19 protein-coding genes are annotated in these 24663 nt (G+C 70.2%); 8 read left to right on the top strand and 11 right to left on the bottom strand.

The genetic code is table 11. The features are described from left to right. Window positions 1–54: 54 nt before the first annotated feature. The 4 genes from ACZ5CR_RS14285 to ACZ5CR_RS14270 form a co-directional block, all read right to left on the bottom strand. Entirely contained in the window at window positions 55–1545 is a 1491-nt protein-coding gene (locus ACZ5CR_RS14285; RefSeq protein ID WP_468857262.1) for a GntP family permease, read from the bottom strand. A 123-nt stretch (window positions 1546–1668) separates the two neighbouring features. Further along, entirely contained in the window at window positions 1669–2082 is a 414-nt protein-coding gene (locus ACZ5CR_RS14280; RefSeq protein ID WP_468857260.1) for a RidA family protein, read from the bottom strand. A gap of 7 nt (window positions 2083–2089) precedes the next feature. Further along, the gene (locus ACZ5CR_RS14275) at window positions 2090–2848 is read right to left on the bottom strand and encodes an IclR family transcriptional regulator (protein WP_389903841.1); all 759 of its coding nucleotides are present in this window, start codon (window positions 2846–2848) and stop codon (window positions 2090–2092) included. Next, complete coding sequence (locus ACZ5CR_RS14270; RefSeq protein ID WP_468857471.1) at window positions 2845–3978, bottom strand: sugar kinase; 1134 nt, start codon at window positions 3976–3978, stop codon at window positions 2845–2847. The genes ACZ5CR_RS14275 and ACZ5CR_RS14270 overlap by 4 nt, the downstream gene beginning before the upstream one ends. Before the next feature lie 217 nt (window positions 3979–4195). Between ACZ5CR_RS14270 and ACZ5CR_RS14265 the strand changes: the two genes are divergently transcribed. Beyond that, complete coding sequence (locus ACZ5CR_RS14265; RefSeq protein ID WP_468857259.1) at window positions 4196–5503, top strand: amino acid deaminase; 1308 nt, start codon at window positions 4196–4198, stop codon at window positions 5501–5503. Window positions 5504–5886: 383 nt separating this feature from the next. Continuing rightward, window positions 5887–7500: an N-acyl-D-amino-acid deacylase family protein gene (locus ACZ5CR_RS14260; RefSeq protein WP_468857257.1), complete on the top strand. Its 1614-nt coding sequence runs from the start codon at window positions 5887–5889 to the stop codon at window positions 7498–7500. Window positions 7501–7534: 34 nt separating this feature from the next. Here the strand turns inward: ACZ5CR_RS14260 and ACZ5CR_RS14255 are convergent, their stop codons facing one another. Together ACZ5CR_RS14255 and ACZ5CR_RS14250 are read right to left on the bottom strand one after the other, a co-directional pair. Next, the gene (locus ACZ5CR_RS14255; protein WP_468857256.1) at window positions 7535–8404 is read right to left on the bottom strand and encodes a trypsin-like serine peptidase; all 870 of its coding nucleotides are present in this window, start codon (window positions 8402–8404) and stop codon (window positions 7535–7537) included. 318 nt (window positions 8405–8722) lie between these two features. Further along, window positions 8723–9619 carry a S1 family peptidase gene (locus ACZ5CR_RS14250; protein WP_468857254.1) on the bottom strand — a complete coding sequence of 299 codons (897 nt, stop codon included), beginning with the start codon at window positions 9617–9619 and terminating at the stop codon, window positions 8723–8725. Window positions 9620–9877: 258 nt separating this feature from the next. On the opposite strand from ACZ5CR_RS14250, the gene ACZ5CR_RS14245 reads away from it, so the two are divergent. Next, window positions 9878–11089, top strand: coding sequence for a pyridoxal phosphate-dependent aminotransferase (locus ACZ5CR_RS14245; protein ID WP_468857252.1), 1212 nt, complete (start codon window positions 9878–9880; stop codon window positions 11087–11089). Window positions 11090–11180: 91 nt separating this feature from the next. Next, window positions 11181–11591, top strand: a complete 411-nt coding sequence (locus ACZ5CR_RS14240) for an SCO4983 family protein (RefSeq protein WP_468857250.1) — start codon at window positions 11181–11183, stop codon at window positions 11589–11591. Between the two features lie 75 nt (window positions 11592–11666). Here ACZ5CR_RS14240 and ACZ5CR_RS14235 read toward each other — a convergent pair whose 3' ends face one another. Then, window positions 11667–13367, bottom strand: coding sequence for an Ig-like domain repeat protein (locus tag ACZ5CR_RS14235; RefSeq protein WP_468857249.1), 1701 nt, complete (start codon window positions 13365–13367; stop codon window positions 11667–11669). A 217-nt stretch (window positions 13368–13584) separates the two neighbouring features. Beyond that, window positions 13585–15429 (bottom strand): phosphoenolpyruvate carboxykinase (GTP), encoded by a 1845-nt coding sequence (locus ACZ5CR_RS14230; protein ID WP_468857247.1) that lies wholly within the window; start codon window positions 15427–15429, stop codon window positions 13585–13587. Window positions 15430–15747: 318 nt separating this feature from the next. Here ACZ5CR_RS14230 and trhA point away from each other — a divergent pair, with 318 nt between their 5' ends. Continuing rightward, window positions 15748–16485 carry a PAQR family membrane homeostasis protein TrhA gene (gene trhA, locus ACZ5CR_RS14225; protein WP_468857245.1) on the top strand — a complete coding sequence of 246 codons (738 nt, stop codon included), beginning with the start codon at window positions 15748–15750 and terminating at the stop codon, window positions 16483–16485. A 311-nt stretch (window positions 16486–16796) separates the two neighbouring features. Then, the gene (locus tag ACZ5CR_RS14220; RefSeq protein WP_468857243.1) at window positions 16797–17462 is read left to right on the top strand and encodes a TetR/AcrR family transcriptional regulator; all 666 of its coding nucleotides are present in this window, start codon (window positions 16797–16799) and stop codon (window positions 17460–17462) included. Between the two features lie 103 nt (window positions 17463–17565). Here the strand turns inward: ACZ5CR_RS14220 and ACZ5CR_RS14215 are convergent, their stop codons facing one another. Beyond that, a complete protein-coding gene (locus ACZ5CR_RS14215; protein WP_468857242.1) occupies window positions 17566–19578 on the bottom strand; it encodes a thioredoxin domain-containing protein in 2013 nt (670 codons plus the stop codon). 134 nt (window positions 19579–19712) lie between these two features. Here ACZ5CR_RS14215 and ACZ5CR_RS14210 point away from each other — a divergent pair, with 134 nt between their 5' ends. Beyond that, window positions 19713–22907, top strand: a complete 3195-nt coding sequence (locus ACZ5CR_RS14210) for a tetratricopeptide repeat protein (protein WP_468857240.1) — start codon at window positions 19713–19715, stop codon at window positions 22905–22907. Here the strand turns inward: ACZ5CR_RS14210 and ACZ5CR_RS14205 are convergent. Further along, window positions 22904–23143 (bottom strand): hypothetical protein, encoded by a 240-nt coding sequence (locus ACZ5CR_RS14205; protein ID WP_468857238.1) that lies wholly within the window; start codon window positions 23141–23143, stop codon window positions 22904–22906. The two genes, ACZ5CR_RS14210 and ACZ5CR_RS14205, sit on opposite strands and share 4 nt — an antisense overlap. Then, window positions 23136–24017, bottom strand: a complete 882-nt coding sequence (gene mca / locus ACZ5CR_RS14200; RefSeq protein ID WP_468857237.1) for a mycothiol conjugate amidase Mca — start codon at window positions 24015–24017, stop codon at window positions 23136–23138. Before mca ends, ACZ5CR_RS14205 begins: the two co-directional genes overlap by 8 nt. A gap of 169 nt (window positions 24018–24186) precedes the next feature. On the opposite strand from mca, the gene ACZ5CR_RS14195 reads away from it, so the two are divergent. Next, window positions 24187–24606, top strand: a complete 420-nt coding sequence (locus tag ACZ5CR_RS14195; protein WP_468857235.1) for a DUF4307 domain-containing protein — start codon at window positions 24187–24189, stop codon at window positions 24604–24606. Window positions 24607–24663: the final 57 nt, after the last annotated feature.

Genomic DNA, 24663 nt, shown 5'->3' with positions numbered 1-24663 from the left:
AAGTACGAACAGGAGATCTCGCGCTGGACGAGTCGCGCTGGACGACGAGTCGCGCTAGACGAACAGACTCACCACAGCCGCCACCGCGAACCCGGCGAGGGAGAGCACCGACTCAAGGACGGTCCACGTCTTGAGCGTGTCCCGCTCCGAGATGCCGAAGTACTTCGACACCATCCAGAAGCCGCCGTCATTCACGTGCGAGGCGAAGATCGAGCCCGCCGAGATCGCCATGATGACCAGGGCCACGAAGGCCTGCGAGTGGTCGCCCTCGGAGAGGAGCGGGGCCACGATGCCCGCCGTCGTCACGATCGCGACCGTCGCCGAGCCCTGGGCGACACGGAGCACCAGGGAGAGCAGGTAGGCGAGGACGATGATGGGCAGGCCCACGTCCTGGAAGGTGTCCGAGAGGGCCCCGGCCACGCCGCTCGCCTTGAGGACCGCGCCGAAGATGCCGCCCGCGCCGACCACGAGCAGGATGTTGCCGACCGGCTTCAGGGACGAGGTCGAGACCGTCTCCAGGGACTTGCGCGACCAGCCGCGCCGGATGCCCAGCAGGTAGTACGCCATCAGCAGGGCGATCGTCAGGGCGACGAAGGGGCTGCCGAAGAACTCGATGACGCTGCGCAGGGTCGAGGGGTCGAAGGCGATGGAGGAGAAGGTCGCGAGGAGGATCAGGAACAGCGGCGTTCCGATGATCGCGAACACGATGCCGAGCGGCACCGGCTTCTCGCTCGGCTGCACGCCCGCCTCGCGCTGCTCGGCGACGACCGCGGCCTTGGCCTCGTCGGCGGCCTCGACCATGTCCTGCGGGACGGGCACGAAGATGCGCTTGCCGACCCAGGCGGAGTAGACCCACGCGGCGAGGACGGCCGGGATGCCGCAGACGATGCCCATCAGGATGACCCAGCCGAGGTCCACGTGGAGCAGACCGGCCGCGGCCACCGGGCCGGGGTGCGGGGGCAGGAACGCGTGGGTCATCGACAGACCCGCGAGCAGGGGCAGGCAGTAGATCAGGATCGACTTGCCGCTGCGCTTGGCGGCGGCGTACACGATCGGCGCGAGGACGAAGATGCCGACGTCGAAGAAGACCGGGATACCGAAGATCAGGCCCGTCAGGCCCATCGCGAGGGGCGCCCGCTTCTCACCGAAGAGGCCCAGGAGACGTGAGGCGAGGACTTCCGCACCGCCCGACACCTCAAGGATCGCACCGAGCATCGTGCCGAGGCCGATGATGATCGCCACATGGCCGAGGATGCCGCCCATGCCGGACTCGATGACGGAGACCGCGTCGGACTTCTGGACCGTGCCGAAGAGTTCGGTGACGGAGAGACCGGCCGAGAGGCCGACGACTATGGAGACCGCGAGCAGCGCCACGAAGGGCTGGAGCCTGACCTTGATGATCAGGAAGAGCAGAAGCAGGATGCCGAGCGCGGCGACGGTCAGGAGGCCTGCCGTGCCGTCGATCAGGGTGAGGATGCCACCGGTGTGGGGTGGTGTCTCGGCGGGGGCGGCGGCCGCGAGCGCGGCGAAGGGGGACGGGGACATCGTTGACCTCGTAAGTGCATGGAGCTTTCGGGGCAGGGGGGATCACGGCGCGGCGCCTCGGGGGGAGTTGGCGCCGCGCCGTGAAGACGTACGGCTTGCGGGGTGCTCAGAACGTCGGGCGGATCAGCCCAGGACGGCGAGCGCGTCGATCTCGATGAGCAGGCCCGCCGGGAGGCCGACGTAGACCGTGGTGCGGGCGGAGGCGGGGGCCTTGAGGCCCTGCTCCTCGAAGTACTCGTTGTAGATCTTGTTCATCTCGGCGAAGTGGTCCACGTCCGTGAGGTAGACGCGCATCATCATCACGTCGTCCCAGGTCGCGCCGCCCTCTTCGAGGATGGCCTTGACGTTGGCGAACGTCTGGAGGGTCTGCTCGCGCAGGGTGGGGCCCGCGGGGGTGGGGGCCTTGCCCTCCTCTGCCGGGAGGAAGCCGACCTGACCGGCGACCTGAAGGATGTTGCCCTTCTTGACGCCGTGGGAGAACTTCGCGGGCGGGGTGGTGTGGGTGGCCGGGGTGAGGCCGGTCTTCTCGGTGCTCATGACGTGCTCAGGCTTCCTTGAGGGGTGACTTGCCGGAGTACTCCCGGCTGATGGCGTCCGCCGTACGGCGCACCAGCGGGAGCAGCGTGAGGAGTTCGTCGGCGGTGACGACGACATTCGGCGCGGAGACCGACATGGCGGCGACGACCCGGCCGTCCGCACCGCGGATGGGGGCCCCGATGCAGTTGATGGACTCCTCGTGACCACCGAGGTCGGTGGCCCATCCCTGTTCGCGTACGGCGCTGAGCTCCTTGAGGAACGCGGCGGCGTTGGGCGTCGAACGGGACGTGTACGTGGGGTAGTCGAGCTTCTCCGCGACGGCGCGGCGCTCGGCCTCGGGAAAGTCGGAGATCAGCAGCTTGGCGACCGCGGCGACGGTGATCGCCACCGGCTTCCCGATGCGCGAGTACATCCGCACCGGGTAGCGGCTCTCGACCTTGTCGATGTAGAGGACTTCCTGCTCCTCGTAGACCGCGAGGTGGACCGTGTGGCCGCACTTCTCGTTGAGGGCGAGCAGGTGGGGATGCGCGATCTCGCGTACGTCGAGGTTCTCGACGGCCTCCTGGGCGAGCGCGAAGAGGCGGGCGCCGAGGCGGTAGCGCTGGTCGGACTGGCGGTAGACCAGGCCGTGTTCGTGGAGTGTGCGCAGCAGCCGCAGGGCGGTGGACTTGTGCACTTCGAGGCGCTCGGCGACCTGGCCGAGGTCGGCGGGGCCCTCGGCGAGCAGCGGCAGGATGGACAGGGCGCGGTCTACGGTCTGACTCATGTACGTGCCTCCTCCTTGGCCTCAGTGTTCACGGGGACGTCGGTCACGGGCTTGACGGGGGCGCCGTCCGTCCAGCCCGGGCCGAGACGAAGTGTGCCCCAGGCGTCGGCGTCCAGGGCGGCGAGACGGTCGGCGTCCTGCCGCGCGGGGGGCGTGGCGAGGTCGCCGGGGACGGTGAGCGCGGCGGCGGCCATGAGGTGGCCGTGGCGCAGGCGCTGGTCGGCGGGCAGTCCGCGCAGGGTGGCGGAGAGGAACCCGGCGGCGAAGGCGTCACCGGCGCCGACGGGGGCGACGACGTCGACCTTGAGCGCCGCTTGGAAGACGGCGGGCGCACCTTCGTCGGAGGCTCCGTCTTCACGGGAGGCTTCGACAGGGGCTCCGGCAGGGGCTTCGACCGGGGCTTCGACGGGGGCTCCCGTGAAGACGGTGGCGCCGTGGCTGCCCTGCTTGACGACCAGGGTCGCGGGCTCGGGGAGTGCGGCGCGGATGGCGTCGGGGCCGCCGGTGATGCCCCACGCGTCGGCGGCCTCGTCCTCGCCGACGAAGACGAGGTCGGCGCCGCGGGCGATGTCGAGGAGGACGCGGGGTGCGTCGCTCGCTCCACCGCTCCACAGGCCCGGGCGGTAGTTCACGTCGAACGACACCAGGGGGCGGCCGGGACGGCGTGCGGTCAGCTCGCGCAGGAGCGCCAGGCAGTCGGCGGAGAGGGCGGCCGTGATGCCGGAGAGGTGCAGGATGCGGGCGGCGGCGAGCGCCTCGTGGTCGACGCTGTCCGGGTCGGGGGACATCGCGGAGGCGGCGGATCCCGCGCGGTAGTAGAGGACCTCGTGGGCGTCGGTGTCGCGGTCGTCGGCGGTGCGGAAGTAGATGCCGGTGGGGCGGTGCGGGTCGCGGCGCACGGCGCTGGTGTCCACTCCGTAGCGGGCGATCGCCTCGACGAGGTGGTCACCGAAGCCGTCGGCGCCGACGCGGCTGACCCAGCGGGTGCGGTGCCCCGCCGCGGCGAGCGCGCAGGCGACGTTCGACTCGGCGCCGCCGATTCCGCGGTCGAAGGAGGGTACGTCGGCGAGGCGGCCCGCGCGGGTGGGCAGGAACGTGACCATGGACTCGCCGAGCGCCACGACGTCCATGACGTCCACGCCGCCCGACACTCCACCTGCGGTCACCTTCGACACGTCCGCTCCAACCCCTTGCTGTCCTGTTGCTGTCCCGTTGCCGTCCTGGCCGACCGTCCTGGCCGACCGTCCGGATCCGTTGACCCGGCGTTGGCTCGGATGTTAGACAGCAGTAAGCGACATACGCAATGACCGTTGCGTATTATGCAACGCACCTTTTCGAGGAGGCGCCATGGCCGCCGACAGCGCAGCCGACCGCACCGACGGACGTCTGGCCCAGGAGCTCGACCGGCTCACACGAGAGCGGGTCGACCACCGCTTCAAGGGTCTCCCGCCGGACGCGGAGGGGCTGACGGTCGGCGAGCTCGCGGCCCAGCGCCGGAACCTCTTCACGGACGGCTTCACCACCCCCGTCCTCGCCCTCTCCGCCGAGCGCCTCGAACACAACCTCGCGCTGATGGAGACGTACTCCGAACGGCACGGGCTCGCCTTCGCCCCGCACGGCAAGACCTCCATGGCGCCGCAGCTCTTCGCGCGTCAGCTGGAGCGCGGCGCGTGGGGCATCACCCTCGCCGTGCCGCACCAGGTGCGGGTCGCGCGGGCCTTCGGGGTGGAGCGGATCTTCCTCGCCAATGAGCTGGTGGACGCGGCGGCGCTGCGCTGGATCGCGGGCGAGCTGGACGCGGATCCCGCGTTCCGCTTCATCTGCTACGTCGACTCCGTACCCGGTGTCGCCCTGATGGACGCCGCTCTGCGCGCGGCGGGCGCGACGCGTCCCGTCGACGTCGTGGTGGAGCTCGGCGCGGGCGACGGGGCGCGCACCGGCGTGCGTACCGAGGACGAGTGCGTCGAGATCGCCAACGCGGTCGCGGCCGCGGACACGCTGCGTCTCGTGGGCCTCGCCGGGTACGAGGGCGAGGTGCCGGACGCGACGTCCGAGCGGGTCGAGGCGTGGCTGCGGCGGCTGACCTCCCTGCTTGTGGAGTTCGACAAGGCGAACCGGTTCGCTGATCTGGACGAGGTCGTCGTCAGCGCGGGCGGCAGCGCGTGGTTCGACGCGGTGGCCAATGTCTTCGCCGAGATTCCCGAACTCTCCGTTCCCGTACTGAAGTTGCTCCGCTCCGGGGCGTACGTCTCGCACGACGACGGTCACTACCGTCACCTGACGCCGTTCAACCGCGTCCCGGACGAGGGCGCGCTGCACCCCGCCTTCCGGCTCTGGACGCAGGTGGTGTCCCGGCCGACGTCGGAGCAGGCGTTCACGAACGCGGGCAAGCGGGACGCCGCTTATGACATCGACCTGCCCGAGGCGCAGGTCGTCCACCGGGACGGGGTCGACCGGCCCGCGACGGGGGTCACGGTGACGGGCCTCTCCGACCAGCACGGGTGGGTCCGGACGAGCCCGGAGGCGGATCTCGCCGTGGGCGATTGGGTGGGTCTTGGGCTTTCGCATCCCTGCACGTCCTTCGACAAGTGGCAGCTGATTCCCCTGGTCGAGGGCGACGGGACGGTCGTGGATTACGTGCGGACTTATTTCTGACCTTCGGTCGGGGGTCCGGGGGCCGGGGGGCGGGGGCGGTTTCCTGAACCGCCGCTTCGCGACGGGTGTCTCCCACCCGCCCGCCCGAGCACCCCGCGATACAGGGTGGACGACACAGACCAAAGACCGCCGCTTCGCGGCGGGTATCTCCCGCCCACCCGCCCGATTACCCCGCATCACAGCGCGGGCGACCGAGCGCCCCGCACGGGACAGTCGCCGACGGCGTCCCGCCCCCGCCAGGGCCACCCGCACCCGGCGACGAGAGCCGCACGGGTGGTGCGGGTGGGAGCGACAATCCGGCCGGAGGCCGGGTGCACCACAACTCAGCGCGCAGCCGAGCCACAGACAGCGACAGACAGCAACAGACACAGAGAGGCACCTCCATGGACCTGGTGATCCGGGACGCACGCGTCATAGACGGCACCGGAGGTGCCTCGTACCGAGCCGACGTCGGCGTACACGAGGGCAGGATCAGCACCATCCGCCGGGAGGGGGACACGGGCCCCCGCCCGACCGGGACCCGCACAATCGAGGCCCACGGCCTGGCCCTCTCCCCCGGCTTCATCGACATGCACGCCCACAGCGACCTCGCCCTCCTCCGCGACCCGGACCACAGCGCGAAAGCGGCCCAGGGCGTCACCCTGGAGGTCATCGGCCAGGACGGTCTCAGCTACGCCCCCGTGGACGACCGCACCCTCGCCCAGGTCCGCCAGGCCATCACCGGCTGGAACGGCGACGGCAGCGACATCGACTTCGACTGGCGCACGGTCGGCGAGTACCTGGACCGCCTCGACCGCTCCCACGGCGGCCACGGCATCGCCGTCAACGCGGCCTACCTCATCCCCCAGGGCACCGTCCGCATGTACGCGGTCGGCTGGGACGACCGCCCGGCGACCCCCGCCGAGGTCGACCGCATGAAGCAGCTCGTCGCGGAGGGAATGGAGCAGGGCGCCGTCGGCATGTCCTCGGGCCTCACCTACACCCCCGGCATGTACGCCGACGACTCCGAACTCACCGAGCTCTGCAAGGTGGTGGCCCAGTTCAACGGCTACTACTGCCCCCACCACCGCAGTTACGGCGCCGGCGCCCTCCAGGCGTACGAGGAGATGGTCAACCTCACGCGCACCGCGAACTGCCCCCTCCACCTCGCCCACGCCACCATGAACTTCGGCGTGAACAAGGGCAAGGCGCCCGACCTGCTCGCCCTCCTCGACTCCGCGCTCGCGAACGGCGCGGACATCACCCTCGACACATACCCCTACACCCCCGGCTGCACGACCCTCGTCGCCATGCTGCCGAGCTGGGCGAGCGAAGGCGGGCCCGACGCGATCCTCGCGCGGCTCCAGGACGACGCGACCGCCGAGAAGATCCGCCACCACATGGAGGTCATCGGCGCCGACGGCTGTCACGGCGTACCGATCGAGTGGGACAGGATCGAGATCTCCGGCGTCTCCGAACCGGGTCTCGACTCCTTCGTGGGCAAGACCGTCGCCGACTCCGCCGAGCTGCGCGGCGAGGAGCCCTGGGTCACCGCCCGCCGACTCCTCATCGACGACAAACTCGGCTCGACGATCCTCCAGCACGTCGGCCACGAGGACAACGTCCAGGCGATCATGCAGCACCCCGTGCACACCGGCGGCAGCGACGGCATCCTTCAGGGCTTCAAGCCGCACCCGCGCGCGTACGGCACGTTCCCGCAGTACCTCGGCCGCTACGTACGCGAACTCGGCGTCCTCACCCTCGAAGAGTGCGTCGCCCACCTCACCGCACGCCCCGCCGCCCGCCTGCGCCTCGCCGACCGGGGCATCGTCCGCGAGGGCTACCGCGCCGACCTGGTCCTCTTCGACCCGGAGACGGTCGCCGCGGGCTCCACCTTCGACGCTCCCCGCACCCTCCCGACCGGCATCCCGCACGTCCTGATCGACGGCAGGTTCGTGATGGAGGACGGGCGGCGCACGGACGTCCTCGCGGGACGCTCCGTGCGCCGTACTCCCTGAAGCCAGCGCGGAAGCCAGCGCGGAAGCCAGCGCGTTACCGCTGGGCCTTGGCCGGTCGCGGCAGCTTGCAGCCCTTCCGGCCGAGGTCGATCTTGCTGTCGTGCCCGACGCACGGCACGATCCCGTACGTCTCCTGCGCGTAGTTGATGCCCTTGCGGACCGTCACGTTGCCGTGCCGGTCGACCTCACAGGGGTTGTCGAGGGTGCAGCGCTCGCCCGCCTCGTTGCCCGTGTTGTTGACGGCGGTGACCTTGCCGGTCTTGTGGTCGATCACCGGTGACCCCGACGTACCACCGATGGTCTGGCACGCGGGGGTGTAGCGGACCGAATCCTTCCAGGTCCACTCCCCCTCCTTGAGCCGGTACACGAACCCGTCGATCTTGCAGGTGTACGTCTTCTTCCAATACCCGGAGACGACCGTGATGTCCCGCCCCTTGACCGGATGGGCGGCGTCGATCTCCAGCGCCTTGATGCCGTACTTCTTCTTGATGTCGCCGTAGCTGGTGGTGAGTTGGTAGAGGGAGATGTCCGTGTCGGTCATCGTCGCGTACGAGACCTTGCTCGCCGTGAGCGTCGCCTTCTCCGCGCCCTTGGCGTCGAGCAGCTTGAAGGTGCGGGTGGACGGCCGGTCGACGATCACCTCGCCCGCCGTCGGGAACCCGCTCTCCAGACAGTGCCCGTTGGAGAGGACGAGCGCGGGATCGTCCGCCTTCGACTGGGGCATGCGGACGACGGAGCCCGAGCAGTTGCTGAGCGCGACGGTCCCTGCGAAGTCGACGCCCTTCGTCGCGGCCTCCCCTGCCGCTTGCGCCGACCCTGCGCCGTCCGGAGACGCGACCGACGGCGCGGAGCCGAACCCTACGAGGGTGAGGGCGAGTAATCCGCCCGCGAGAGCCTTCTTCATGTGTGGAGCCCCCCTTGCAGCTGTGCCCTATGTGATTGTCACGGGCATTCTTCGGCCCCCCACGCCCCCGGACAAGAGCCGGGCCCCCTCCATTCCCCCGCCCATCCCCACCTCATTGCAGGAAAGTCCCACCCCCTCCCGGCAATCGCCCAGGTCACCGCACACCCCAAGTGGGACTTTCCTGCAATGCGCCAATCGCTATCCGGGGGTGGCGGGTTCGGACCAGGTTGGCTTGCCGGGGGTGGGGGGGTTTGGGGTTTGCCGCGCCGGAGGGTGGCAGCGCTCAGAGCCCTTACGGCCCTTACGTCCCTTAGTCCCTTACGGCTTGGGCAGCGCGCAGCCCGCGCGGCTCAGGTCGATCTTGTTGCCTGCCGCCACGCACGGCACGATGCCGTACGTCTGCTGGGCGTAGTTGATGCCCTCGCGGACCGTCACCTTGCCGTTCTCGTCGACCTCGCACGGGTTGTTGTCCGTGCACCGCTCGCCGCTCTCGTTGCCGGTGTTGTTGACGGCGACGACCTTGCCGGTCGCGTCATCGACCACCGGAGAGCCCGAGGTGCCGCCGATCGTCTGGCAGGCGGAGGTGTAGCGGACCGAGTCCTTCCAGGTCCAGTTCCCCTCCTTGAGGCGGTACGCGAAGCCGTCGACGCTGCACTTGTACATCTTCTTCCAGTAGCCGGAGACGACGGTGATCGCCTTCCCCTTCTCCGGGTGCGCCGCGTTCAGCTCAAGGGCCTTGATGCCGAACTTGCTCTCGATCTGGCTGTATGTGCTGGTGAGCTGGTAGAGCGAGACGTCCGTGTCCGTCATCGTCCCGTAGGCGATCTTGCTCGCCTTGACCGTTCCGGCGTTGCCGCCACTGGAGTTGAGGAGCGTGAAGCTGCGCGACGACGGCTTGTCGACGACGACCTCACCGGGGCCCGGGAAGCCGCTCTCCAGGCAGTGGCCGTTGGACATCACGAGTGCTGGGTCGCCGGGCTGCGAGTTCGGTACGCGGACGACGGAGCCGGAACAGTTGCTCAGCGCCACCGTGCCCGCGAAGTTGACCGCCTTGGCCTTGACCTTCGCCTTGGCCTTCGCCTTCACAGGCTTCTGCTTGGTCTGCTGCGTCTGCTTGGCGGGCGTCTGCGCGCCGTCGCTGACAGCCGTCGCGGGTGCCGCCGTCGCGCCGATGAGCGCCACGGCGAAGATCGCGCCGACGAGAGGCTTCTTCATGTGGGGGTCCCCTCCGTTGACTATGTGACCGAAGGTGATTCGGTTTTGTCATGCGCATTGTTGGGGCTGCCGGGCGCGAGGACAAGACCGCATACGGACACAACTGACCGCTGACAGGACACCCCGACGGGTCCGAACGCACTCGGAGGCACGCGGACGCGCTCGGACGCACCCGAATGCCACGTACGGCACCGCCCCGTCCCCGACGTGGCGGAAAACACGAGGCGGGTCTCGTTACGCGGCCGTAAGCTCGCGGACATGCAGGTCATCCAGTCGACGAAGCTCGCCAACGTCTGTTACGAGATCCGGGGCCCGGTGCTCGAGGAGGCGATGCGGCTGGAAGCGGCGGGCCACCGCATCCTGAAGCTCAACACCGGCAACCCCGCGGCCTTCGGGTTCGAGTGCCCGCCCGAGATCCTTGAGGACGTCCTCCGCAACGTCGGCGACGCGCACGGCTACGGAGACGCGAAGGGGCTGCTCGCCGCCCGCCGCGCGGTGGTCATGCACAACCAGACCCTGGGCATCGAGACGGACGTCGAGCACGTCTTCATCGGCAACGGCGTCTCCGAGCTCATCGTCATGGCCATGCAGGGACTGCTCGACGACGGCGACGAGGTCCTCGTACCGGCGCCGGACTATCCGCTGTGGACGGCCGCGGTCTCGCTCTCCGGCGGCACCGCCGTGCACTACCGCTGCGACGAGCAGGCGGACTGGATGCCGGACCTCGCCGACATCGAGCGCAAGGTGTCCGACCGCACCAAGGCGCTCGTGATCATCAACCCGAACAACCCGACGGGCGCCGTATACAGCGAGGAGATGCTGCGCGGCCTGACCGACATCGCGCGGCGCCACAACCTCCTGATCTGCTCGGACGAGATCTACGACAAGATCCTCTACGACGACGCGGTCCACACCCCCACCGCCGCCGTCGCCCCCGACCTCCTCACCCTCACCTTCAACGGCATGTCGAAGGCGTACCGGGTGGCCGGTTACCGCGTCGGCTGGGTGGCCATCTCGGGGCCGAAGGCGCACGCGTCCTCGTACATCGAGGGCCTGACGATCCTCGCCAACATGCGCCTGTGCGCGAACATGCCGGGTCAGCACGGTGTGGTCGCCGCGCTGAGCGGGCGGCAGACCATCAACGACCTCGTGCTTCCGGGCGGCCGACTCGTGGAGCAGCGCGACACCGCGTACGACCTGCTCACCCAGATCCCCGGCGTGAGCTGTGTGAAGCCCAAGGGGTCGCTCTACCTCTTCCCGCGGCTCGACCCGAAGGTCTTCAAGATCAAGGACGACCGCCAGATGGTCCTCGACCTGCTCCGCGCCGAGAAGATCATGGTCGTCCACGGCACCGGCTTCAACTGGCCGGAACCGGATCACTTCCGGGTCGTCACGCTGCCCACGACGACGGATCTGACCGAGGCCGTCACCCGGATCGGCAACTTCCTGGACGGCTACACCCAGCCCTAGGTCTCTCGCTCACGCAGGGCATGACCGCGCTCAACTTTAGACTGAATCTAATGTAGGATGGCTTTCAAGCTACCCGCCAGGAGGCCATGCCATGTACGAGCCGATCCGCACCAAGTCGGTCCATGCCATGGCCGAACCGGGCGACTTCCCGCACCGCTCCCGCGAGGAGGAGCTGGACATCCAGCTCGCCGCGCATCTGGCGGCGCTCCTCGCCGTCACGGACGAGCTGCGCGCCCTCGCGCCCGCCACCGACCTGGACGACGCCGCCGAGCAGCTGTCGTCCGAGGTGGCCCGGTTGCGCGGCGGACTCCCGCCCGTCCGCTCGGCCGTGGTGACCGCGATCCACGAACCGCACCTCACCGCCCTGCACCAGCGCGCCCACGCCCTCGCGGGCCGCGCCCTGGTGGTGGCCGCGTCCCGTGCCGACACCGCGGCGGCGATCCTCGCCGCCCGTCGCATGGACGCGCACGCCGGCGCCGCCCACCTCGTCGGCGCCCACTGACGGCCCCGGTCCGCGGCCGGGAAGGCCGCGGACCGGGCGCCACCACCGGAGACGACAGCTGGGGGTACCCGCCGTCTAACCGGTGATCTTCACAGTGGCCTGGGTCGACGATCCGCCGTGCAGGGCATCGCCCTCGTAACTCACCGCGTAGACCGTCTTGCCCTTCTTGCTCGGCAGGTCCCTGATCCGGAACGTGCCGTCCGCCGCCACCGACGCCGATGTCAGCTCACCCGTCGTGCCGAGCCTGTCGGTCCGCGTCACCTTCAGCGCGATCCCGGACGGCAGCGCACGCCCCTGCCCCGTCAGCTTCCCGGCGATCTCGACACCGCCCGCGCGGGTCGCCTCCGCGGGCGCCGTCAGCTCGATCGCCGTCGCCGCCTTCGCCACGTCGACGGTGACCGTGACGTCCTCGGCGGGCCGGTGCGTGACATCGCCGAGGAACCGCAGCGTGTACGTCGCCTCGCCGAGCCTGTCCGGTACGTCGAGGACGGTGAAGCTGCCGTCGGCCGCGACCTTGGCCGCGGCCACCTCCTGCGTGCCGTCCGCGTCCTCGCGGACCGCGGCGACCTTCACCGGCTCCGCGGGAGCGGGCCCGTCAAGCTCCAACGCGCCCCGGATGCCGAGCGGTTCACCGACGACGGGCTTCGATGGCGTGGTGCCGAGCGTGCCCGTGAAGCGCGCGTCGTACTGGGCGGCCGGGGGCTTGATGACGTGCAGCCAGTGGCCGCTGCCGCCGTCCGAGGTCACCGCGAAGAGCCGTGAGCCGTCCTTGGTCCAGTCGAGCCCTTGCGGCACGACCCGCGAGCCGTCGAGCTCCCCCTCGAAGGCGAACTCGATCGGCGTGGTGCCGTCCGCCGGGTCGGCGGGCTGGATCAGCAGGTCGGGCGTGCTGCCCGTGGCGCCCGCACCGCGGGCCACGTACTTCCCGTCACCGCTGAATGCCACCGCCGAGGCCTTCACACCCTCCGGCAGCGGCTGGTAGCCGGTCGGCGCGTCCGCCAGGTCGGAGGCGTCGAGCAACCGGGTGCCGTATGCCGCGTCGGCGACGGCGATCCGCTTGCCGTCGGCGCTCTGGGCGATGTCCTTCAGGTCGAGCGCGCCCTTGCCGTCGGCTTCCGCGAAGCGCCGCTGAGGGCCGCGCACCAGGGTCTCGCCGCTCGCGTCGAACGTGGTGAGGAAGGGGTTGGCCGCGCTACCCGCGCCCGCCTGCCCCATCACGAGCCGGTCGGGCGCCTCGGGCCCCGACTCCAGCTTCAGCCGCCCCTCGCTGTTCCAGCCGGTGTAGGCGTACGAGGCGTCCTTGACGCCGTACAGATACGCGGCGTTGTCGGGCCGGTCGCAGTACGAGCCGGTGTACGGCGTCTCCGTGAACCACGTCTTGCCTCCCGCCACGGCGACGTCCCGGCCGCACTCGACGCTGTAGGGCGTGACGGACGCGCCGCCCTTGGCCTGCGTCGCCGTGTCGAACGCCATGATGCGGCCGGACACCGACACGTTCAGCGTCGCGCCGTCCGCGCTGAGCGCCATGCCGGAGGCCGGCTGGTCGGTGGCGAGCGAACCCACCCGTCGGCCCTGGAAGTCGTAGACCCAGACCTGGCTCGTGCCGCTGCTCCTGCGCGCGTCGGTGACGTAGACCCGCTCGTGCGCGTCGTCCACCACCATCGCCCCGAACGAGGAGATCGGCAGCTTGGCCACCTCGTCCGAGGGAGTGGCGGCGTACGCGGCGGGCGTCCCGACGGCGACCAGCCCTGCCGAGCCGAGTACCACCGCGAGCACGGCGCCCGTCCCCCGTCTTAACCGCTGAGACTTCTTCAACTTGGCCCCCCACAGGCTTTTTGGCGGCGCGCGTCGCGATCAGCGGCCCCCCGTGTGGGGTCATTGAAACATGTGAGGGTGACGTGAAGGGAGGGTGTGCGAGATGCGTACACATGCGGAAGGGCCCCGCACGCCGTTGTGCGGGGCCCTTCCGGAATGCGCTGAGTACGCGGGGGTGTCAGCCGAGACGCTGCACCAGGGCGCGGTACTCGTCCCACAGTTCCTTGGGCGTGTGGTCGCCGAAGGTGTTCAGGTGCTCGGGGACCAGCGAGGCCTCGTCGCGCCAGACCTCCTTGTCGACCGTGAGCAGGAACTCCAGGTCGGCGGCGGGCAGGTCGAGCCCCTCGGTGTCCAGGGAGTCGACCGTCGGCAGGATGCCGATGGGGGTCTCGACGCCCTCGGCCTTGCCGTCGAGCCGGTCGACGATCCACTTCAGGACGCGGGAGTTCTCACCGAAGCCGGGCCACACGAACTTGCCCTCGGCGTTCTTCCGGAACCAGTTCACGTAGTAGATCTTCGGGAGCTTGGACTGGTCCGGCTTGTCCGCGCCGACCTTGATCCAGTGGGCCATGTAGTCGCCCATGTTGTAGCCGCAGAAGGGCAGCATCGCGAACGGGTCGCGGCGCAGCTCGCCGACCTTGCCCTCGGCGGCGGCGGTCTTCTCGGAGGCCACGTTGGCGCCGAGGAAGACGCCGTGCTGCCAGTTGAAGGACTCCGTCACGAGCGGCACCGCGCTGGCGCGACGGCCACCGAAGAGGATCGCCGAGATCGGCACGCCCTTGGGGTCCTCCCACTCGGGCGCGATGATCGGGCACTGCGAGGCGGGCGTGGTGAAGCGGGCGTTCGGGTGGGCCGCGGGGACGCCCGACTCCGGGGTCCAGTCGTTGCCCTTCCAGTCCGTGAGGTGGGCGGGAGTCTCCTCCGTCATGCCCTCCCACCAGACGTCGTTGTCGTCGGTGAGCGCGACGTTCGTGAAGACCGAGTTGCCCCACAGGGTCTTCATGGCGTTGGCGTTGGTGTGCTCGCCGGTGCCGGGCGCGACGCCGAAGAAACCGGCCTCGGGGTTGATCGCGTAGAGCCGTCCGTCCTCACCGAAGCGCATCCAGGCGATGTCGTCACCGATGGTCTCGACCGTCCAGCCGCGGGTCGTCGGCTCCAGCATGGCGAGGTTGGTCTTGCCGCAGGCGGAGGGGAAGGCGGCCGCCACGTACTTGCTCTCGCCCTGCGGGGGCGTGAGCTTGAGGATCAGCATGTGCTCGGCCAGCCAGCCCTCGTCGCGCGCCATGACGGAGGCGATGCGCAGGGCGTAGCACTTCTTGCCGAGCAGGGCGTTGCCGCCGTACCCGGATCCGTACGACCAGATCTCGCGGTCCTCGGGGAAGTGCGAGATGTACTTCGTGGAGTTGCAGGGCCACGGCACGTCGGCCTCGCCCGCTTCGAGCGGCGCGCCCAGCGTGTGCACGGCCTTCACGAAGAAGCCGTCGTCGCCGAGCTCGTCCAGGACAGCCTGGCCCATGCGGGTCATGGTGCGCATGGAGACAGCGACGTACGCGGAGTCGGTGATCTCGACGCCGATCGCGGAGAGCGGGGAGCCGACCGGGCCCATGCAGAAGGGCACGACGTACATCGTGCGACCGCGCATCGAGCCGCGGAAGACGCCCTTCTCCCCCGCGAAGATCTCCCGCATCTCGGCGGGGGCCTTCCAGTGGTTGGTCGGGCCCGCGTCCTCTTCCTTCTCGGAGCAGATGAAGGTGCGGTCCTCGACGCGGGCGACGTCGGTCGGGTCGGAGGCCGCGTAGTACGAGTTCGGGCGCTTGACGGGGTCGAGCTTCTTGAACGTGCCTCTGGCCACGAGCTCCCCGCACAGGCGCTCGTACTCGGCCTCGGATCCGTCGCACCAGACCACGCTGTCCGGCTCGGTCAGTTCGGCGATCTCGTTCACCCAGGAGACGAGCTCCCGGTGGTTGGTGGGGATGGTGCCCAGGGAAGCTGAGAGAAGGGGAGCCGCGATGTCGCGCGCCACGATTGCTCCTATATGAGGGGTTTTGGTTTGTTTGCCCCGTGGGGGCTGCGACCCGGATGCTTCACTTATCGACCCTCTGGCGCTCATCCGGTGCCGACCGCACTCATTTGATCATCCGATGCTTCCGCGCATATGTCCAGAGGGCCTCACACCTGAGCGGCGTGAGCATCGCCACTCGCCAGGACGGCCCCCACCCGCGCATCAACCCGCGAATCCGTCAGTTGTACGCTCGGGTATCACCGTGAGCATCGCCACTTGTGCGCCTCAGTTCCCACTCGCCTGATGCCTAACTTACGGTTGCGTAGGTACGATGCCGATATGACCGCTCCCGTCCCCGACGCGGACACGAACTCCCCGGCCAAGAGCCACGATTCGTCCCCGCTCGACGCCCTGTCGCTACCAGAGATCCCGGATCTCGCGGAAGTGAAGCCGAAGATGCGCGGCTGGCTGCACGCGGGCATGTTCCCCGCGGTGCTCGTCTCCGGCATCGTGCTCACGGCGCTCACGGACTCCACCCGCGGGCGCATCGCCTGCGGGATCTACGTCCTGACGGCCTGCCTGCTCTTCGGAGTCAGCGCGATCTACCACCGGGGCACCTGGAGTCCACGCGCGGACGGCGTGCTGCGCAGACTCGACCACGCCAACATCTTCCTGATCATCGCGGGCACGTACACCCCGCTGACGATGCTGCTCCTGCCCGACTCCCAGGGGCGGTGGCTGCTCTGGGGCGTGTGGGGCGCGGCGGTGGCCGGCATCCTCTTCCGGGTCTTCTGGGTCGGCGCGCCGCGCTGGCTCTACACCCCGTGCTACATCGCGATGGGCTGGGCGGCGGTCTTCTACCTGCCGGACTTCCTGCGCACGGGCGGCATCGCCGTCCTGGTCCTCGTGATCGTGGGCGGACTGCTCTACAGCGCGGGCGGCGTGATCTACGGCATCAAGCGCCCCAACCCCTCCCCGCGCTTCTTCGGCTTCCACGAGGTCTTCCACTCCCTGACACTGGCCGCGTTCGCGGTGCACTACGTGGGCATCTCGCTGGTGGCGTACCAGCACGGGTAGTCACCCACAGGTGGTCACCCACGGGCAGAAACCCACGGGTGGTCGCCCATGAGTGGTCACCACACCCCTCCCCTCTTTATGGCCGCGGCTTTCGAGCCGCGGCCATTCGCGTGCGCGGAGACACGCGAATGGCCGAACAGGTGACGGTCGCTACCTTTTGACAGTTACGTGCATTTCAGGGCTGCTGTCATACGTTCGCCCTGCCGCGCACCGGCAGGACCCCCGCCGCCGGCGGTCGCTCGGCGCCCTGGTCGCGGGGGTCGCGGGCATGCTCGCGCCCGACGGACGGAGCATGCCCGACAATGAGCGCCATGACGGCCGCACGAACCACTCCTTCCGCACACACCCCCCAGCCGGGGCAGACGGGACAGCCGGGGCACATGGCAGAGCTCGGACTCCGCGAGCGCAAGAAGCTCAAGACGCGCATCGCGATCCGTGAGGCCACATACCGGCTGATCGAGGAGCAGGGGTACGACGCGGCGACGGTCGAGCAGATCGCCGAGGCCGCGGAGGTGTCGGCGTCGACCGTCTTCCGGTACTTCCCGACCAAGGAGGACATCGTCCTCACCGACGAGTACGACCCGTTCCTGGAGGACGAGTTGCGGGCGCGCCCCGCGGACGAGCCGATCGTGGAGTCCTTGCGGCACGTGCTGCGCAGGGCGGTGGTCGTCGGGTTCACCGAGGAGCCGGAGGTCTCGCGCCTGCGTACGCGCCTGATGGTCGAGGTCCCTGCCGTACGCTCCCGGATGCTGGAGAGCATGTCGGCCACCGGCCGGATGCTGTGCCGCGTCATCGCGGAACGCACCGGCCGCGACGCGGCGGACCTTGAGGTCCGGGTGTTCTCGATGGGGCTGATCGGCGCGCTGACGGAGACGTCGGCGTACTGGGCGGAGCACGGTCACAATGACGACCTGGGCGATCTGGTGGACCGCACCCTGACCACGCTGACCACGGGCTTCGCCTCCGCACAGGGCTGAATCTCTCAGCCCTGTCCGGTGCTGGGGGGCTGGGGCGGGGTCCGGGGCGGGGCCGGGAAAGCCCCGGCCCTTCCCCGACCTCGCGGGTCAGTACACCCGGCCCTCAGCCCGACAGCTTCGCCGCCAGCTCCTCCACGTCAGTGGTGGGCGCGTCGCACACGAACCGTCGGCACACGTAGGCCGCGGGCAGCTCCCTCCCCGCGAGCAGCGGAAACTCGCCGCCGCCCGCGGGGCCGACAGCCACCACGGCCCCGGGCGCCGTCCCCAACAGCGCCGTGCGGTGCAACGCGCCCCCGGCCTCGCCGATGACGGCGACCTCACGCGGCCCGTCCAACGCCGCCTCAGCCACCGCCAGCCCATGCCCGATGAACCGGGGCGCCCGAGGCGCGAGCCCCTTCACGACCCCCAACGCCCTCTCCGCCGCGAGGCGATGCGGCTCGTCGCCGGTCTGCGCCGCGTACGAGAGCAGCGCCCCCGCAGCCGCCGTCCACCCGGAGGGCACCGCGTTGTCCGTGGGGTCCTGTGGCCGCCTGATCAGCTGCTCCGCGTCCGCGGCAGTGTCGTACAACGACCCCGATTCCGCGTCCACGAACTGACCGAGCACATGGTCGAGCAGGAACCCGGCGAACTCCAGCCACACGCCCTCCCCCGTCACGGAGGCCAGCGCGAGGAATCCCTCGGCGACATCCGCGTAGTCCTCCAACACGCCGGCGTTGGCGCCCACTTGGCCGTCCTTGGACGTACGGGACAGCCTCGCCCTGTCGTCCATGTGCAGCCGCACGAGCAGGTCACCGGCGCCCACCGCGGCGGCCACCAGATCCGGCCGGTCGAAGTACGCCCCCACCTCGGCGAGCGCGGCGACGGCGAGACCGTTCCAGGCGGCGACGACCTTGTCGTCCCGTCCAGGAGCGGGCCGCTGCGAGCGCGCCGCGAGCAGCCGCTCCCGGATCGAGGTGAGCCGGGCGGCATCCGCCACCACGCCCTGCCCCTCCGGAAGCTGAAGCACCGAAGCGCCCTCTTCGAAGGTCCCTTCCTCCGTCACCCCGAAGTACGCGGCGGCGAGCTCGGCGTCCGCGTCGCCGAGCACCTCGCGCAACTGCTCCGGCGTCCATGCGTAGTACGCGCCCTCGACGTGCTTGCCGGTCGCGGCGTCCTCGCTGTCCGCGTCGAGCGCCGAGGCGAACCCGCCCTCGTTCGTCCGCAGTTCACGCACCATGAAGTCGGCGGTCTCCAGGGCGACACGCCGCGCGAGGTCCGATCCCGTGGCCCGCCACAGGTGGGCGTAGACCCGGCAGAGCAGCGCGTTGTCGTACAGCATCTTCTCGAAGTGGGGGACGACCCACTCCCGGTCCACGGAGTACCGCGCGAACCCACCGCCCAGCTGGTCGTAGATCCCGCCGCGCGCCATCCGCTCGCAGGTGTCGGCCGCCATCTGGAGGGCGCCCTCCGAGCCGGTGCGGGCGTAGTGCCGCAGCAGGAACTCGATGACCATGGACGGCGGGAACTTGGGCGCGCCCCCGAAACCGCCCCGCGAGGCGTCGTAGTCGCGCGTCAGGCCGAGCAGCGCCTGCGCGAGCTCGTCCTCGCCGGGCAGCCCGTCGTCGCCGAAGGCAAGCTCGCGTTCGGCGAGGTCGCGGACGATCTTCCCGGCGACCTCGTCGACCTCGTCACGCCGGTCCGTCCAGGCGCGCCGGACCCCGTCGGCCACCTGCCGGAAGGAGGGCAGGCCGTGCCGCGGCTCGGGCGGGAAGTACGTGCCGAAGTAGAAGGGCTCGGCGTCGGGGGTGAGGAAGACCGTCATGGGCCAGCCGCCCTGGCCCGTCGCGGCCTGCACGGCCTCCATGTAGACGGCGTCGATGTCGGGCCGCTCCTCGCGGTCGACCTTGACGTTGACGAAGTGCTCGTTCAGGAAGGCCGCCGTGTCGGCGTCCTCGAAGGACTCGTGCGCCATGACGTGACACCAGTGGCAACTGCTGTAACCCACGCTGAGCAGCACAGGGACGCCTCGCTCCCGCGCCTGCGCGAAAGCCTCCGCCGACCAGGGCCACCAGTCGACGGGGTTGTCGGCGTGCTGAAGAAGGTAGGGGGATGTCTCATGGGCCAGTCGGTTCGGCATGCCCCCCATCCTCGCGCACGGGGCCCTTCGATCCGGGGACTGCCCCACGTGATCCGCGGACTCCCTCGCGCCGGAGCGCCGTACGCAGGACACTTGATGCCACAGGTGACTATTGCTCTCGGAGGGGGACCCATATGCGGGACAGCCATCGGGCTGAGGCCGAGCGGCTGTTGGTGCGGGCGGTGGAAGAAGAGTCGCGGCGCTCCGGCGGACGGACCGACGGGGGTGTGCTGCTCTCGCGGGCCAAAGCCGCCCTCGACGCCATGGGGCAGACCGCCGGCGAGGAGTACGCGGCCTATACGCGGGCCCTGGACGAATCGGAGGCCGGGCAGCTCTCCTTCGGGCAGCGGTATGCCAAGGAGGGGGCGGGAACTCCGCTGCTCGTGGCCGCCGTTGCGGCCGTTGCGGCGTGTATCGCCGACCTCGTGCTCGGGACCGACACCTCGACCGCTCTGGGCGTGGGGGCCGCGGTCGGCGTCGTCGGCGCGGCCACCACGGTTCTCAAGGTCACCGCGTCCCACGTGCCCGACGCCAGCCGCCGCGCCGGTGCGCTCAACCAGCCCGGCGGACCCGAGCAGCTGCGGCTCCAGTGGCTGACGGCCCTTGAGGTGCGGGGCATCCGGCCCTTCATCGACCAGCAGCGGGTGCTCCAGGCGTCCTCCGGCACGAAGAAGTCCGCGCCCCAGCTGCGGGGCACGGACAAGAGCGCGGCGGCGCGCAGGCGCACCGTACTGGACCAGTCCTTCACCCAACTGCCGGAGCTGGAAGGCCCGTTCGCCGGGCGCCGCGCCGAGCTCGCCCGAGTCGCCCAGTGGGTGCACGCCGCGCGGGCCAGCACCGAGACCAGGCCCACCGTGGTCGTGCTGCACGGCGCGCCCGGCTCCGGGCGCTCCTCGCTCGCCGTCCGTGCCGCGCACGATCTGCGGGACCAGTTCCGGGGCGCCTGCGTCGTGGATCTGCGGGGTGAGAGCTCCCAGCCGCTGTCCACGCGGGACGCGCTCCTGCATCTGCTGAATCGGTTGGGCGCCCCGCGCGAGCAGCTGCTGTTCCGGGAGCGTTCCTCGCCGGAGCAGCAGGTCAAGCGGCTCAGCGAGCTGTATCACCAGTATCTGACGGGGCTCGCGGTGACCGTCGTACTGGATGACGCCAGCGACCCGGCGCAGGTGCGCACGCTCGTGCCCGAGCGCTCCGACAGCCTCGTGATCGTCACCGCCCGCAAGCCCCTCGAACTCCCGGCCGACCTGCCCGCCTGGGTGCACCAGCTGCCGGTGGAGCCGTTGGACGCGGCGGGCGCGGAGGAGCTGATCAAGGAGGTCGCGGAGGATTCCTCCGGGCCCTACGACGCCGAATCGTCCGACGCGGTGCGGGAGTTGTGCGGCGGGCTGCCGCTCGCCCTGCGTATCGCCGGTTCCTCGATCGGCGCGCGCACGACGCGCCAACTCGCCTCCGACCTCGCCGCGTACGGCCCTGTGGAGCCCGTCGAGCGCGTCCTGTGGCTGCGCTACACGGACCAGTCCGAGCCCGCGCGGCGCCTCCTGCGCAGGCTGGCGCTCGCCGGGCGCGCCTCCCTGGGGGCTGCCGCGGCGGCCGCCCTGCTCGGCGCCGACGAGCAGGAAGCGGCCCGCCAGCTGACCGCGCTCTCCCGCGCGGGCCTCGTCGACCACGTGCGGCGCAGCCGCTACCGCCTGCACGATCTCGTACGTGCCTTCGCCCTTGCCCGCCTCCGCGACGAGGAGGAGCCCGCGGAGCGTACGGCCGCGCAGGAACGGTTGATCGCCAGCTACAGCGAGCTCGCGGGCTCGGTGATCCGCCTGGTCGACGGCAAGATGTCGACGCGGGCCGGCCAGTTCGACCGGCACGGTTTCTCCTCGCTCGACGCGGCCCTGCGCTGGCTCGACGACGAGTCGAGCTTCATCACGGCGACGCTGCGGCACGCGGAGGGCGTGGACCAGGAGGCGGTGCTCAACCTCCTGGGCGCGCTGTGCGACTACTGCCTGCTGCGCGGCGACCTCTACCGCCTCGGCGAGATCAGCGAGCTCACGCAAGCCGTCGACCAGGGGCTTCTCGTACGGAGCGTGCAGTGGCGTACGGGTATCGCGTCCCGTCAGCTCGGCGAGCTCGACCAGGCGCGGACGACCCTGACGTCGGTCGTGGACCTGTACATGGAGGCCCAGCAGGACGCGGGCGCCGCCCTCGCCCTGTGCTCGCTCGGGATCACCCTGCACCACCAGGGCAATCTGACGGAGGCGTCGGCGCGCCTGCACGAGGCCCTCGAACTGCAGGCCTCCGACGAGCTGGCCGGTGACCGCGCCTGGACGATGCACGCACTCGCGGCGGTGGAGCGGGACCGCTCCAACCTCAACCAGGCGCTCGGGCTCCTGGAGGCCTCCCTCACCCTGCACCGCGAGAACGACTCCCTGCACGGCGAGGCGTGGGCGCACTTCCAGCTCGGTCAGCTCTTCCTGCGCATGGGCGACGTACCGCGCGCGGAGGAGCAGCTGCGTAGCGCCCTGGAGCTGTACGGGCGCACACGTGACGGCCGTGGCGAGGCCTGGGCCCTGACGCAGCTGGCGCGGGCCCGCCTGGTGGACGGGGAGCCGTCGGCCGCGGTCGACGGTCTTCGGCAGGCGGTGTCACGGCACCGCGAGAACGAGGACGCGCGCGGCGAGGCGTGGAGCGCCTACTACCTGGGCCAGGCCCTGGAGGAGGCGGGCGGCCTCGACCAGGCGGTGCGCGAGCTGGAGCGCTCGCGGACGATGTTCTCCCGGATGCGGGACGTGTACGGCCTTGCCTGCGCGCGGCACCACTCGGCGCGGGTGACCCGCGACCAGCGCGCCGCCCAGACGGGCTCGCTGCGCAACTCCGGTTTCGCCCGCCAGCTCCTGGTGGACGCCCGCGCCGACTTCCAGCGCATCGGCGTCGCGCACGGCGAGGCGTGGACGTGCCTGGAGCTCGCGGTCGTCGACGCGGGGAACACACGTGCCCAGCAGGCGCTCGCCCTGTGCGACGAGGCGGCCGAGCTGTTCGCCTCGTACGGCGACCGGCGCGGCGAGGACTGGGCCCGCTTCCTGCGTTGCACTTTGCTGCCGTACGCGTCGCCCGGCGGCTGGGAGATCGGCACCGCCGTCGCCCAGGAGGAGCTCAGCCAGCTGGCCCGCGCCGGTCACCCGACGCGTGACGGCAAGCTGACCGACTACATGGAGGCGTACGGCCTCCTCCTGGAGCGGGGCGCCGACCTGGAGTCCGGCTGGCAGGCCTGGCGTCTGGGCATGGTGCCCAACCGTCACTCCCGCGAGGTGATGGGAGTGACGGTGGAGTCGGCGGGCTAGCCCTTGCGGGGTTCGGCCTCGGAGGTCTTCCCGTCGCCGGTGGAGGCCTCCGCGGGTTCCTTGAAGTCGACCTTCCGCATGTGCTTGCTCATCGACTTCATCAGACCCCAGACGGCGAGTGCCATCACCGCGAAGACGATGAAGCCGAGAACACCCGGGGTCACCTTGTCATCGTCGACCTCTTTGGCGAGAGGGACGAGATGCGTCATTGCCAGATGTGCGTTCACATCAGGCATTGTCGCGGATGCCCGCAAAGAGGTCGTCCTCGGGGAGGGATGTATCGACGAGCGACTTCGCGAGCTCGTACTCCTCCGTGGGCCAGACCGCCTTCTGGAGCTCCATCGGCACCCGGAACCAGCCGCCCTCGGGGTCGATCTGCGTGGCGTGCGCGATCAGCGCCCGGTCCCGGACCTCGTAGAAGTCGGCGCAGGGAACGTGGGTGGTCAGCGTGCGCTCGACCCGCTCGAACTCGTCCCAGCGCTTCAGCCAGTCCCCGTAGGGCGACTCCAGGCCCTTGTCGAGCATCGCCTGGTGCAGCGCCTCGGTGCGCGGCCGGTTGAAGCCCTGGTTGTAGTAGAGCTTCTGCGGCTGGTAGATCGGCCCATACTCGCTCTCCGGGTACTTCTCGGCGTCCGCGGCGCCTTCGAAGGCGACCATCGAGATCTTGTGGGTCATGATGTGGTCGGGGTGCGGATAGCCGCCGTTCTCGTCGTACGTCGTGATGACCTGCGGACGGAAGGAGCGGATCTGCCGGACCAGCTCACCGGCGGCCTTGTCGACGTCCTCAAGGGCGAAGCAGCCGTCGGGCAGCGGCGGCAGCGGGTCGCCCTCGGGCAGACCCGAGTCGACGAAGCCGAGCCAGTCCTGCTTGACGCCGAGGATCTCGCGCGCCTCGGCCATCTCCTTCCTGCGCACCTCGTGGATGTTCTCCTCGATGTACTTGTCACCCTGGAGCTTGGGGTTGAGGATGTCGCCGCGCTCCCCGCCCGTGCAGGTCACGACGTGCACGTCCACCCCCTCGGACACGTACTTGGCCATGGTGGCCGCGCCCTTCGACGACTCGTCGTCGGGGTGGGCGTGAACGGCCATCAGTCGCAGCTGCTCAGTCAAGACTCGATCCTCAGTGATCTGGCGCCCTGGTCATTTCGGCGCGGTAAATAGGTGTCGTCCCGCAGGGACGTCGATGCGGGGCGGCGGTCGGGTGGCGGGTGGGAGGCTTCTATAGTGACGGAACCGGGGGGCGGAAAATTCCGGCATCCCCTTTTCATGGAGGACGATCATGGCGGCCGTGAACGAGAAGGCTCCCGCGGGCCCTCCCGAGAGCCGGTACGGCCACGCGCGCACGGCCGACGAGCAGGCGGACCGCAAGCTGAAGATCATCGGCAGTGTCCTCGGTGTGCTCTTCCTCCTGATGATCGGCTGGTTCGGATACGACTACGTCTCCGGCACCAAGGTCAGCGGCGAAGTGATCAAGTTCGAGGTCGCATCGGACAGCGCGGTCAAGGTGCACCTGGAGGTGCGCAAGGACGCGGACGCGCACGGCTACTGCACCCTGCGCTCACAGGCCGAGGACGGCGAAGAGGTCGGCCGCGCGGACTTCCGCTTCGACCAGGACACGGGCCGGATCGACAAGGTCGTGACGCTGCGCACGAAGGCGCGCGGTACGAGCGCCGAGCTGCTCGGCTGCCACTCGGACTGATTCCGCCCCGCCCGGCCGCGCCCGCCGCGCCCCTTGTGTCACGCCGGACGTGCGACG

The sequence above is a fragment of the Streptomyces sp. NPDC031274 genome, from assembly GCF_055570235.1.
This window is presented reverse-complemented; position numbering and strand designations above follow the sequence as displayed.

Excerpts from the sequence above, each read along its gene's own strand:
- ACZ5CR_RS14260 (WP_468857257.1), top strand. The coding sequence starts at position 5,887 with ATGGACCTGGTGATCCGGGACGCACGCGTCATAGACGGCACCGGAGGT.
- ACZ5CR_RS14245 (WP_468857252.1), top strand. The coding sequence starts at position 9,878 with ATGCAGGTCATCCAGTCGACGAAGCTCGCCAACGTCTGTTACGAGATC.
- ACZ5CR_RS14285 (WP_468857262.1), bottom strand. The coding sequence starts at position 1,545 with ATGTCCCCGTCCCCCTTCGCCGCGCTCGCGGCCGCCGCCCCCGCCGAG.
- ACZ5CR_RS14250 (WP_468857254.1), bottom strand. The coding sequence starts at position 9,619 with ATGAAGAAGCCTCTCGTCGGCGCGATCTTCGCCGTGGCGCTCATCGGC.
- ACZ5CR_RS14240 (WP_468857250.1), top strand. The coding sequence starts at position 11,181 with ATGTACGAGCCGATCCGCACCAAGTCGGTCCATGCCATGGCCGAACCG.
- ACZ5CR_RS14205 (WP_468857238.1), bottom strand. The coding sequence starts at position 23,143 with ATGCCTGATGTGAACGCACATCTGGCAATGACGCATCTCGTCCCTCTC.
- ACZ5CR_RS14270 (WP_468857471.1), bottom strand. The coding sequence starts at position 3,978 with ATGGACGTCGTGGCGCTCGGCGAGTCCATGGTCACGTTCCTGCCCACC.
- ACZ5CR_RS14265 (WP_468857259.1), top strand. The coding sequence starts at position 4,196 with ATGGCCGCCGACAGCGCAGCCGACCGCACCGACGGACGTCTGGCCCAG.
- ACZ5CR_RS14275 (WP_389903841.1), bottom strand. The coding sequence starts at position 2,848 with ATGAGTCAGACCGTAGACCGCGCCCTGTCCATCCTGCCGCTGCTCGCC.
- ACZ5CR_RS14195 (WP_468857235.1), top strand. The coding sequence starts at position 24,187 with ATGGCGGCCGTGAACGAGAAGGCTCCCGCGGGCCCTCCCGAGAGCCGG.
- ACZ5CR_RS14215 (WP_468857242.1), bottom strand. The coding sequence starts at position 19,578 with ATGCCGAACCGACTGGCCCATGAGACATCCCCCTACCTTCTTCAGCAC.
- ACZ5CR_RS14280 (WP_468857260.1), bottom strand. The coding sequence starts at position 2,082 with ATGAGCACCGAGAAGACCGGCCTCACCCCGGCCACCCACACCACCCCG.
- ACZ5CR_RS14210 (WP_468857240.1), top strand. The coding sequence starts at position 19,713 with ATGCGGGACAGCCATCGGGCTGAGGCCGAGCGGCTGTTGGTGCGGGCG.
- ACZ5CR_RS14220 (WP_468857243.1), top strand. The coding sequence starts at position 16,797 with ATGACGGCCGCACGAACCACTCCTTCCGCACACACCCCCCAGCCGGGG.
- ACZ5CR_RS14255 (WP_468857256.1), bottom strand. The coding sequence starts at position 8,404 with ATGAAGAAGGCTCTCGCGGGCGGATTACTCGCCCTCACCCTCGTAGGG.
- trhA (WP_468857245.1), top strand. The coding sequence starts at position 15,748 with ATGACCGCTCCCGTCCCCGACGCGGACACGAACTCCCCGGCCAAGAGC.